Source organism: Acinetobacter sp. YH12096 (assembly GCF_013419215.1).
Classification (GTDB): domain Bacteria; phylum Pseudomonadota; class Gammaproteobacteria; order Pseudomonadales; family Moraxellaceae; genus Acinetobacter; species Acinetobacter amyesii.
Genome location: NZ_VPAM01000015.1, coordinates 45619 through 57605, shown reverse-complemented (window position 1 = coordinate 57605; position 11987 = coordinate 45619). Strand labels below are relative to the sequence as shown.

General features: G+C 40.2%; 11 protein-coding genes and 1 pseudogene. 6 read left to right on the top strand and 6 right to left on the bottom strand.

The window, feature by feature from the left end:
- The first annotated feature begins 550 nt into the window (after window positions 1-550).
- The 5 genes from FTU36_RS08490 (at window position 551) to FTU36_RS08470 (ending at window position 5874) form a co-directional block, all read left to right on the top strand.
- On the top strand, window positions 551-3262 hold the full coding sequence (locus FTU36_RS08490; RefSeq protein ID WP_180117453.1) for a TonB-dependent receptor: 2712 nt from the start codon (window positions 551-553) through the stop codon (window positions 3260-3262).
- A 149-nt stretch (window positions 3263-3411) separates the two neighbouring features.
- Window positions 3412-4110 (top strand): energy transducer TonB, encoded by a 699-nt coding sequence (locus FTU36_RS08485; RefSeq protein ID WP_180055273.1) that lies wholly within the window; start codon window positions 3412-3414, stop codon window positions 4108-4110.
- A gap of 28 nt (window positions 4111-4138) precedes the next feature.
- Window positions 4139-5002 carry a MotA/TolQ/ExbB proton channel family protein gene (locus FTU36_RS08480; protein WP_180117450.1) on the top strand — a complete coding sequence of 288 codons (864 nt, stop codon included), beginning with the start codon at window positions 4139-4141 and terminating at the stop codon, window positions 5000-5002.
- 14 nt (window positions 5003-5016) lie between these two features.
- On the top strand, window positions 5017-5442 hold the full coding sequence (locus FTU36_RS08475) for a biopolymer transporter ExbD (protein ID WP_078190074.1): 426 nt from the start codon (window positions 5017-5019) through the stop codon (window positions 5440-5442).
- 18 nt (window positions 5443-5460) lie between these two features.
- Window positions 5461-5874: a biopolymer transporter ExbD gene (locus tag FTU36_RS08470; RefSeq protein ID WP_078190075.1), complete on the top strand. Its 414-nt coding sequence runs from the start codon at window positions 5461-5463 to the stop codon at window positions 5872-5874.
- Window positions 5875-5978: 104 nt separating this feature from the next.
- Here FTU36_RS08470 and FTU36_RS08465 read toward each other — a convergent pair.
- The 6 genes and pseudogenes from FTU36_RS08465 to FTU36_RS08440 form a co-directional block, all read right to left on the bottom strand.
- Window positions 5979-6436, bottom strand: a pseudogene (locus FTU36_RS08465) (nucleoside deaminase).
- 39 nt (window positions 6437-6475) lie between these two features.
- Window positions 6476-7120, bottom strand: a complete 645-nt coding sequence (gene bioD, locus FTU36_RS08460) for a dethiobiotin synthase (protein ID WP_180117448.1) — start codon at window positions 7118-7120, stop codon at window positions 6476-6478.
- Window positions 7117-7905, bottom strand: a complete 789-nt coding sequence (gene bioC / locus FTU36_RS08455) for a malonyl-ACP O-methyltransferase BioC (protein ID WP_180117446.1) — start codon at window positions 7903-7905, stop codon at window positions 7117-7119. Before bioC ends, bioD begins: the two co-directional genes overlap by 4 nt.
- Window positions 7906-7912: 7 nt before the next feature.
- Window positions 7913-9070, bottom strand: coding sequence for an 8-amino-7-oxononanoate synthase (locus tag FTU36_RS08450; protein WP_180117444.1), 1158 nt, complete (start codon window positions 9068-9070; stop codon window positions 7913-7915).
- Window positions 9067-10359: an adenosylmethionine--8-amino-7-oxononanoate transaminase gene (bioA, locus tag FTU36_RS08445; protein ID WP_180117442.1), complete on the bottom strand. Its 1293-nt coding sequence runs from the start codon at window positions 10357-10359 to the stop codon at window positions 9067-9069. The genes FTU36_RS08450 and bioA overlap by 4 nt, the downstream gene beginning before the upstream one ends.
- An 86-nt stretch (window positions 10360-10445) precedes the next feature.
- Complete coding sequence (locus FTU36_RS08440) at window positions 10446-11177, bottom strand: hydrolase (RefSeq protein ID WP_180117439.1); 732 nt, start codon at window positions 11175-11177, stop codon at window positions 10446-10448.
- A gap of 222 nt (window positions 11178-11399) precedes the next feature.
- Here FTU36_RS08440 and FTU36_RS08435 point away from each other — a divergent pair, with 222 nt between their 5' ends.
- On the top strand, window positions 11400-11933 hold the full coding sequence (locus FTU36_RS08435) for a peroxiredoxin (RefSeq protein ID WP_257224813.1): 534 nt from the start codon (window positions 11400-11402) through the stop codon (window positions 11931-11933).
- Window positions 11934-11987 lie beyond the last annotated feature (54 nt).

The window sequence follows — 11987 nt, the reverse complement described above, 5'->3', positions numbered from 1 at the left end:
TTATCTGAATTAAATATCCTTTTAAATTCATTTTTTAAGATAAATTTATACTAATAGTGACTTTCCGAGTAAAGCTCGTTTTTATCAAAAATTCAACTCTCGGATGTGTACTCATCCATGCACATTCTGCACAAATATAATACATTCCTGATTCATAATGGATCACGATCAGATGAAATGACAGACAACAGACAACTAAACAACTGAATTTATGGTTTTTATTTTTTATTTATTTCTCTTATTAGCCTTATAAATCAAACACATAAATATGAATTAAATCACACTTTTTGTGGTTTAATTTGCATCCATTCATGTTTTTAAAATTTTTTTTGATCAAAAGTTAAATTCCCAATAAAACCCAATCAAAAGGATAACTTTAAAAAAATATACTTACCGTTCATCTTAAAGTTCTCCAATTTAAAACCAATAATGTAGATATTTATCAGTATTTTATATTTGAAAATAAAATTTAAATATAAATATGGCACTTGAATTGCTTAAAAAGAATCAAGCAATATCGCTAACTACAACAAAAAGGAATACTTTTACTATGAAAGAGAAAAAAAATGCTAAATCTGTGGGGGGCACACCATTTAGCAAAACAATACTTAAATTAAGTACTCTTAGTTTAAGTATGCTGTGTTTATCTTTAGCGCATGCAGCAGAAACAAATGAAGAAGAAACAGTTAAGCCAACGAAAGTAGCCAAAGTAACTGTGACTGGTTCATCCATTAAAGGGGTTTCTGCTCAAAGTTCTTCACCTATTACGGTGATTAAAGTTGAAGAATTAACTAAACAAGGGGTTACAACGACTGAAGAAGCCTTAATAAAAATTAGTGCGAACCAAGCGGGATACAGTACAGCGCAAAACGTTGGTGCAAGTAATACATCAGGCTCAACAGCGAACTTACGTGGCCTAGGATCAGATAAAACCCTTGTCCTACTTAATGGACGTCGTTTGGCTTATAGCCCATTTAGTACCTCTGAAACCAACTTAAATACCATTCCGCTTGCAATGGTCGAACGTATTGAGGTTTTACGTGATGGTGCCTCTGCAATTTATGGTGCAGATGCAATCGCAGGTGTAATTAACTTTATTACCAAAAAACAATACACAGGCTTAGGTATTAGCGGTGGTTTACTCAAACCAGAAGATAAAGGCGGCGAAGAATACGATGTTTCGATTTTTGGTGGCTATGGCGACTTAGATGAACAAGGTTTTAACGTTTATGGCGCAATTGACTACCGTAAAGCCAAAGAAATTATGGCAAAAGACCGTAAAGTCAGCCGTCGTGGTGGCCTTCTACCTGAGTTAGGTATCGATGCTGGTTCAGCAAATGGCTTCCCTGCTAACTTTCTTGATCCAAACGGCGGGCCTTTAGATGCTGACGGAAATCCTGAAGGTGTATTAGCGAACCCGTATGGTGGTGCAGCCAATTGTAATAATTTAACCAATGTCACTGAAGATGGCGGACTCTGCTTCCTCAATACGCAAGCTTTAATTGGTATTCAGCCAGAAACTGAGGACTTGTCTGCAATTGGTCGTGCAACCATCAAACTTAGCGATAACTTCAACGCTATTGGTGAATATGTCTATGCAAAAAGCAAAGTGACGACTTCTATTGCTCCAGACGTCTACAGCCGCTCTGTCACGATTCCTAAAAGCAGTCAATATTATCCAGGCGAGGGTATTACCCCTGGTGTTGATGGTCTAAGTGGTGATCCATTACAACTTTACTTACGCTCTCAAGCAGGCAACCGTGTTTCACAATCTATCAATGAATCACATCGTATTTTTGCTGGACTTGAAGGTGAAGCATATGGTTGGGATATCAACGGTGGCGTAACTTACGCAAAAGGCGAAGCATCGGATAGCTTTGTTAGTGGATACTTAAATCGTAACAAACTACAAGAAGGATTAAATGACGGCACAATCAACCCATTTGGTCCATCTGCAGATGCTAACGTTTGGAACTCTTTAAATGTGAGTGGTACAACAAACGAAGCAACACTTGATTCCACAACATTTGACTTTACCGTGAGCCGCCCGATTTACACCTTACCAGCTGGTGATGTTGGTTTTGCATTTGGTGGAAGTTTTACAACTCAAGATTGGGAAGCAAAAGTTAACTCTGAGTTAGTACGCCTTGTACCGGGTAGTGGTATTGACCCTGACAAACCTCTGAGTAAAGGTGACCGAGATATTAATGCCGCTTTTGCTGAGCTTCAAATTCCAATTACCAAAACGATTGAAGCTCAACTTGCAGCACGTTATGACGACTACAGCGATTTTGGCGACACTTTCAATCCAAAAGTCGGTATTCGTTGGGAACCAATGAAGCAACTTATGTTCCGTAGTACATACAGTACTGGTTTCCGTGCTCCAAGCCTTTGGGAAATTAATGCGCAACAAAGCAAAACCTACACTGGCGCAAAATATAACGACCCTGTCCTTTGTCCAGGCGGTAATCCAACTTCACCTCAATATCAAACCGAATGTAATACTCAGTTCTACCGTATGCAAGGTGGTAACCCAGATCTTCAGCCAGAAGAATCTAAAACATTTACCGCTGGTTTTGTTTACGAACCAATTAAAAACTTAGTTTTAGCTGTTGATTATTACAACATTGAAATTGACGAATTAGTTGGCCAAGTGGGTGAAACTTCAATTTTTGAAGATCCTGAGAAATATGCTTCATTATTCGTGCGTGGTGCCGATGGTCGTATTGAATACATCAATACCATTCTAATGAATACAGGGGGTATTAAAACTCAAGGTATCGACATTAGCTTAGATTATCTTTCACCATTAACCGCGACAGGTCGTTTCGGCTTTGGCATTAATGGTACCTATGTCATCAAAAATGACTATCAAGAAGAAAAAGATGGTGCTTGGGAAGGCTTAGTTGGCGTGTATGACGATCCAGCTGTTTTACGTTGGAAACACACAGCAAATCTAAACTGGAGTTATGAAAACTGGAAAATGATTTTTGAACAACAGTTCTTCCGTGGTTATGACGACCAAAACCAAACTGGGAAAGCACAGTTCGACAAACATCGTGTTCCTGACTACACACTGTATAACGTTGCAGGAACATACAGTGGTTTCAAAAACTTAGAAATCACTGGTGGTATCAAAAACCTATTTGCTGAAGAGCCTGCTGCATCGAACGTATTAGATAACTTCCAATATGGTTATGACCCTCGTTATAGCGATCCTACTGGTCGTACATTCTATGTCCGTGGTACTTACAAGTTCTAAAAGCTAAATTTGCCAGTACGATTCCAACTGGAATTGTACTGGCACTATTTATTTAATTAATTAGTCAAACATAAAAAAATGCAAAAAACACTTATATCTCAAGTGCCAATTTCACTATTGATTGTTTGTCTCACATTTCAGGAGTAGTAATGGGCAAAAGCTTTTCCGAATTAGAAAATAATTCCGGCAAACGCCTGATCGGAATTGGGGCAGTCATTCTTCTGCATCTCATTGTACTCTACGGATTAATTACTGGCCTGTCCAAAAAAGGTGAGAAAACTGTAGAAGAACCTGTTGAATTAATCATTATTCAAGATAAAAAACCTGAGCCAGAAAAACCGAAACCAATTGAAAAACCACCTGAACTACCAAAACTCGTTAAGGAAGTGCTCAAAACACCAGACCCTCAACCTGAACAAAAGGTCGTTGAAAAAGCTGCACCAACACAAACAGTTAAAGCCGTTTCAACACCTACGCCTACAGCCTCTCCATCTCCTAGCCCTGTTGCAGCACCTGCACCAGTCGCTGCGGCAGCACCCGCTCCTGCCCCTGCTCCAAAACCAGCTGGGGAAACACGTGGTGCATCTGAGGGTAGCGTTGGATGTAAAGAACCAGATTACCCTCGTGAAGCTGCAATGGCAGAAGAAGTAGGAACTGTCCGCATCTCTGTATTGGTTGGGCCTGACGGCAGTGCGAAACAAGTGAAGGTCAAAAAATCGAGTGGTACTAAATCTCTAGATAAGGCTGCTAGCAAAGCATTCAGCTTATGTACATTTAAGCCTGCACTCAAAAATGGTGAGCCAGTTGAAGATTGGTTTGATATTGAATACGAATTTAAACTTGATTAATAAATCTACAAAAATTTGGAGAATATAAATGAATAAAATGATGAAATCTGCGCGTATTTTTGCATCTGCTACAGTTTTAGTAACAAGTACATTACTCCCACTGCAAGCAGCATTTGCTGAAGAATCTGCAAATACTGCAACAACACAAGTAGAAACTACGAATACAACAAATACACCTGCACCGCCACCAATGCCTACAGCAACCCAAGAGGTCCACAACCCGTATGGCTTAGAAGCACTATGGCGTGAAGGTGACATCGTTGCTAAATCGACACTCTTTATCTTGGTCCTGATGTCGATTGGAACTTGGTACATCATGGTCACTAAATTTATTCAACAAGCTAAAATTAAGCGCCAAGGCAAAGAAGCTGAAGCTAAATTTTGGGATGCAGCTTCAATTGATAGCGCTGCAGAAACCTTAGACGAATCGAGTGCATACCGCTTTATTGCAGAAAAAGGCATTAATTCAACCAAAAAACACGGCGGTAATCTGCTGGAACGTATCGACTTCAACACATGGGTAACTATTTCAATCCAGCGTGCTATCGATAAAATTCAAAGCCATTTAAGTGGTGGATTAGCTTTCCTCGCTACTGTAGGTTCGACTGCACCATTTGTGGGTTTATTCGGTACAGTTTGGGGTATTTACCATGCTTTAACGGCAATTGGTATTTCAGGTCAAGCATCTATTGATAAAGTTGCAGGCCCAGTCGGTGAAGCCCTAATTATGACGGCAATTGGTTTGGCTGTAGCAGTACCTGCGGTTCTTGGCTATAACTGGTTAACACGTCGTAATAAAGCAGTTCTAGATAATGTTCGTACCTTTGGTTCAGATCTACACACCGTACTTTTAAGCGGTGAGATCAAAAACAATAATAACGACACAAAATAAGAGAGGCATCAGCCATGGGAATGATGGTCAATTCAGATGGTGACGAAGATGATGTAATTTCAGCCATTAACACAACACCTTTGGTTGATATTATGTTGGTGCTGCTCATTATTTTCTTAATTACAGTACCTGTTGCAATCCATACAGTTCCGGTGAAGTTGCCTGAGGAAAAGAATACGCCTTATGAAACCAAACCGATCAATATTCAGATTGCTGTCAATAAAAATGGCGATATCTTCTGGAATGAAAAATACATTGCAGATAAAGATACGCTGATCAGTCGACTACAAGCGGAAGCTAAAAAGCGTCCGCAACCTGAAGTTCATATCCGTGGCGATCAGGTGACGAAATATGAAGCGATTGATGAAGTCATTAGTGCAACACAAGCAGCAGGAATTGGCAAAATTGCTTTTGTCACCACCCCTGTTGCCGCACCATAATCGGATGAGGGACAAGGTATGGGAATGAATGTCGGTTCCGATAAAGACGATGATGTTATGTTGGACGTCAACATGACGCCATTGATCGATGTGATGTTGGTTTTGCTCATTATGTTTATTATCACAATTCCAATTCCAAATAACTCGATCAATATTGATTTGCCAAACGGTACGCCACCGCCAACCAATGAAAAGCCGCCTGAGCCGGTCACTTTACGGATTGATGCGCAAGGTAAATTATTTTGGAATGGTCAACCCGTTGCCAATAAGCAAGCTTTAGAAACACTTTTTGCTGGTGTTGCACAACAAGCAGATCAGGATACGATCAAAGTGCAACCTGACAAAATGACAGAATATAAAGATGTCGCTATGGTGATGGCAGCAGCACAACGTTTGAATGTCAAAAAAATTGGGGTCTCAGCAAATCAATAATTGCTCCCCAACAAAAAAAGCCAACTGATCACCTCAGTTGGCTTTTTTAATTCTTCACAGAAATCTATACAGTTAGTGACTCAGAAAGAAACTCTTAGTATTTATTAAGTATTTTTCTGCTTCCAAAATTCATATAGCTCATGATCAGAGTTTGGCTTTAACTGACTAAAACTCAACCCTTGCTGTTTGTGCGGTTCAAGTCTTAATTTTTCGGCAATTTCTGCTGTAGATAAGCCATAGGCTTCTGCATCAGCATTCGAATAGGCATATACAATTTTTTCAACACCAGCCATTCGCAGAGCTGCCAAACACATTGGACATGGTTGTCCGCTCGCATAAACGACACAATCCTTCAAAGACGTCGTATTTAAATCTTGGGCGGCTTGTCTTAATGCATTTAACTCAGCATGAGATGTCGGATCACCTGAGATTAATATTTGGTTCACCCCTGTACTCACCACAACGCCATGCTTAACGATCACAGCACCAAATGGCGACCACCTTGCTCAATATTTTCTTTCACGAGTTGAATCGCAAGCTCTATAAACGCATGATCCGTCATAAACACGCCCAATCATAGTCAATATAAAGAGTTAGCCCATTATGCCAATACAGGAACATCAATCCATAACGCTTGTGCAAAGTGTTTGGCTAAATATGCTTTTAAATATTCAGCAGTATTTTTAGAAATCAATGCATCTTGCGATTCATCATTTAAATTATAAGCCAGTGCATAAAGTGCTAAGCCCCGACTTTTTAGTGCTTCCAAACTTAAAATCGTATGGTTAATGCTGCCCAAACGCCCCGAAGTCACCAAAATAACGGGATATTGTTTCTCTACAACATAATCGATGGTTAAAAGATCCGTGGTTAATGGCACCATCAAACCACCCGCACCTTCGAGTAAAACGTTGTCATATTTTTCAGTTAAACGTTTTGTCGCATATTCAATTTTAGCAAAATCAATGTCACGTCCATCAAGTTTGGTGGCGAGATGTGGCGACGCAGGATAACTAAATATTTCAGGCATCGTGAGTTTAGTTTCATCTTCGACCAACAACCCCGTACCCATAATTTGACGATGTTGTTCTATATCTTCAGAAATATCGACATTGCCTGTTTGAATCAACTTTTGCGTGATCGTTCGCGCCCCTTGTTCATTCCATATTTTAGCCAAATAGCCCGTGGTATATGTTTTACCGATGCCTGTATCGATCCCACTAATGAAATAAACTTGCCCTGTCATGGCATTCTCCGTGCAATACAAAAAATCGGATGATAGGTCAGTGCATAACGCATCTGCCCAGTTTCATCGCGCAAAGAAAACTGTTGATATGCTGAATAAAAATCAAAGAGCGATTGTTTCGTCCAACGAAAATGTGAGGCTGTCGCAGTCACACCTGTCGCTTTTAAATGCTGCAAAACCTGCTTTGGATGATCAAAATATAATGCCGCTGTCTGCTCTGAAAGATGCAGAATTTCAAAACCATTTTGACTTAATATGGCTTGAAGCATTTCAACATCGAGGTAGTCCAAACCCTGCCCAGTCAAAGCTTTTATTTCCTGTAAATTTTGCTTTCCAAAGGTCGAAAAACAAAAATATGCCCCTGGATTTAAATTTTGAAAGGCTTTTTCAACAATGCCCGCAAAGTTCCCTACCCATTGCAAAGCCGAACTAGTTGCGATCAAGTCGATATGCTGTGGAAATTCAAGTTGTTCGATATCTCCAAGTCTGTACTGAATCTGCGGACTTGACGGAAAATGCTGTTGAATTTCTGCATATAGATCATTTAAAACCAAATGATTGATTTGCATATTTTCCAGCATTAAATGGCTTAAATTCCCCGAGCCACATCCAATTTCAAAAACCGTTTCTATAGGATGATTTTGCAACTTTAGACAATACTGCTGCATCAACTCAAATAAATGTTGAGCAATCTCTTTTTGTACAACGGCATGTTCAGCATAGCTCTGCCCTGCCTGAGCAAATCGCAAAGCCACTTGGGATTTATTAATCTCAATATTATTCACAAGTCACTCACAACAATTGAGTCAACTGATCAAGATCTGTTTGTGCAATCTGAGCAGTGAGTGAAATGCGTAAGCGCGAACTATGCTGCGGCACAGTGGGTGGACGTACAGGCATGATATAAAAACCTGCCGCTTGCAAAGCTTGAGCCTTGGCAACAGTTTTATTCGACTCGCCAATAATGACGGGCACAATATGTGATGTAGATGGACAATCAAAACCTTTGTCTTGCACAGCTCGCTGCAAACTTTGACTGATTTGCTGTAAATATTGACGCTCTGCTTTTAAATTTAAAACATTCTTGAAGATAAAATCTGTCCACGCCATACAGATCGGGGGCTGTGCGGTACTAAAAATCAACGGTCGCATCGAGTTAATCAAATAGTCACGAATAATCGCATGACAGATGAGATACCCCCCTATTGAAGCCAGTGCTTTACCAAATGTCCCGACTAAAAGATCAATATCATCCATCACCTGATATTGCTCAGCACAGCCTAAACCACGCTCACCGCGCACACCGATTGCATGCGCCTCATCGACATACAACATCACTTTGGGAAATTGTTTTTTAATCCGTACCAGTTCAGCCAAATCGGTTTCATCACCATCCATGCTGAAAATCGATTCCGTCACTACAATGATCCGCTCAAAAGCCTCATCTTCATGATATTTGCATAAAAGCTGAGATAAATGTGCCAAATCATTATGGCGATAACGTACATATTTCGCACTCGATAATCGGATGCCATCAATCATACTGGCATGAATTAACTTATCCGCCAATATCAAGGTTTTACTGTCTGCGAGCGAAGGTAAAATACCGATATTCATGTGGTAACCGCTATTAAAGAGCAGCGCTGCACGACCATGAAAGGCATCACTTAATGTTGATTCAAGTTGCTCATATTCTGGAAAATTGCCCGTCAGCAACCGCGAAGAGGATGAACTCATCCAACGCTGTGCGTTCGGGGTTTCATCAAAAAACTGTTCACGTAGATGTAGGTTTGAAGCCAAACCTAAATAGTCATTTGACGCTAAATTCAACATGTTGCGATCGTGAATACTAATGTAACGATCGTGCTGATGATTTGTAGCGAACTGACGTAAGTTGCCGTGCTGTTTTAGTTGATCAAGTTGATCTGAAAAATGGTTGAGCAGATTCATGCTGGCTGCACCATGTTTTTCACCACCTCAACCATGTGTTCTAACAAATTTTTTAATTCATGCTCTGAAATAATATATGGGGGCATCACATAAACCAGTTTTCCAAATGGACGAATCCAAATACCACGACGGACAAACTCCTGTTGTAGCGTTTTCATATCTACATTAAAGGTCAATTCCACCACACCAATTGCACCAAGTATTCGCACATCTTTGACATGTTCAAGCGATGAAAGTGCTGGTAAATGAAACTTCAATTGTGTTTCGATACGTCGAATATTCGCTTGCCAATCTCGAGACAGCAGCAGTTCGGTACTTTTTACAGCCACAGCGCAAGCCAAAGGATTTGCCATAAAGGTTGGGCCATGCATAAACACACCCGCTTCGCCTTGGCTAATCGTATTCGCGACTTTCTGCGTAGTCAGGGTTGCAGACAAGGTCATATAACCGCCTGTCAGTCCTTTACCAATACACATAATATCTGGCTCAACTGCGGCCCATTCCCATGCAAATAATTTTCCGGTACGGCCAAAGCCTGTAGCAATTTCATCAAAAATCAATAAGACCTGATATTTCTCGCAGAGTAATTTAGCGTGACGCAAATATTCAGGATGATAGAAACGCATACCTCCGGCACCTTGCACGATCGGCTCTAAAATCAGGCCTGCAATCTGCGCATGCTGTTCGGCGAGTGTCTTTTCCAGTTCAGCAATATCCGCTGGATTCCATTCTTCATAAAAGCCAACTTGCGGCTCGGGAACAAAAAATCGATTGGGCAAACTGGAACCAAATATCTGATGCATTCCTGTCACGGGATCACACACAGACATCGCATTCCAAGTGTCGCCATGATAGCCAGAACGTGGAGTGACAAAATTGGTTTTATTCGGTTGATGCAAAGACGCCCAATACTGCACCGCCATTTTTAAGGCCACTTCGACAGCAACCGAACCTGAGTCAGCAAAGAAAATTTTATCTAAACTGGGCGGGGTGATTTTTAACAGTAATTTAGCCAGTTGAATCGCGGGATCATGCGTCAATCCACCGAACATGATATGTGACATCTGTTGCAGTTGATCGGTCACTGCCTGATTTAGCTCGGGATGGTTATAACCATGAATCGCACACCACCATGAAGACATACCATCAATCAATTGATGACCATCTTCAAGCTCAATCATCACCCCTTGTGCACGTTTCACTTTAAACGTTGGAAGGGGCTGAGTCATCGATGTATAGGGATGCCAAATATGCTGCTGATCAAATTGTAGATCGGTTAAATTGGCCATCCCTCACTCCATGTATCAGGCTAAAACATCAATGTGGCAAGATGTTAAACCCACGGCAATGAAAAATAAATTGCCATAAAGCCCAGCTAGTCAGAGATTTGTTCTATTTTCTTTAAATATTGGCAGATTTTGCAACTTATGACTTCAGATTGAAACAATGGAAAGCCATGTGAGCCAGAAACCAATTCAGTCTCCAAAAACTTTACAGCTAAATTACGCAGTAAGCGTTCAACTTTGTAACTAACTAAAAAATCTTGCTTAGCAAACAAATGGTATTGATGACCAGTGTAATTTTTCAAGATACTGACATTATTAAGCTTCTCCAAACAGTTCAATCCTGCTCGAAGCACATCTAAATTTTGCGCTTGAATCAAACTTTGCAAGGTGATGAAATCTTGCTTGCTGCTATCAGTGCCCTGACAAACCATATAACCAAACTTTTTTAGGGTCGAAATTGCATCCTGCTCGAAAGATTGTTTGAAGCTTTGAAAACTGACTTGATCCATCGCAGCAGGCCACTGTTCATCAGCCACAAAACTTGGATTTGAACCTAATGTGATCAGCGCTTTCTGTTGTTGATATTTTTTTTGAATTTCATCTACCAAAATCGTCGCCAATTGACCACCAAGAGACCAGCCAATAATCACATCAAATTTCTGCGCCAATTCAACTTTCTGTTCGATCACTTCTAGATTTAAGGCATCAAAAATATTCCATAATTCGACCTGATAACCTTGTGTGATCAATGCCTGCTGTAAAGGAGCAAGTAATTTACGACCGCCGCCCCAGCCAGTAATAAGTAAAATATGTTGATTCAATGCAAACTCTAAAATTAACCGATTCCAAATAGTATAAAAGTTCAAAGTAAGTTTGATAGTGGCATTTCAGCACATCAACCGATTTGCAAAATACATTTGGAATCAATTTCAATAGATATAAAATCTGACTGCCTACATCGCTTTAAAATTTGCTAAGATCAGATAAAGAACAATATAAACTGATGCTCTATGAAAGTTTCTTCATTCCTTAAAATCTGTTTCATGACATATGCTTTAATAGCAACTACCCAAATCACAGTTGCCGAAACATCAATACTCAGCACCAGTCAAAACAAACAAAAACAATGGGTAGGCACACCCGCACCCAACTTTAAATTGCAAGATCAAAATGGAAAATGGCACGAACTGAAGCAATATCAAGGGAAATGGCTTGTTCTGTACTTTTACCCCAAAGACAACTCACCCGGTTGTACAGAAGAAGCCAATCAATTTAAAACCCTGTATCCACAATTTTTTAAAACTAATGCGGTTGTTTTGGGCGCAAGCTTAGATGATGTTGCTTCACATCAAAAGTTCTCTGAAGCACTGGGACTTCCCTTTCCAATTCTTGCCGACCAGCAACATAAGCTGGCTACACAGTTAGGTATTGTACGAAACTTAGGGATTTTAAAAGTTGCCAAACGTGAAACTTTTCTCATTGATCCGAAAGGTATTATTGTTTATCACTACAGTAGTGTGAATACACAGACACATGCGGCGCAAGTTTTGGCAGATATCAAAAAACTACAACAATAGTTTTCATGACTTAATAAAAAACCCAGCTTGTGCTGGGTCTTTAGATTCTTTCGC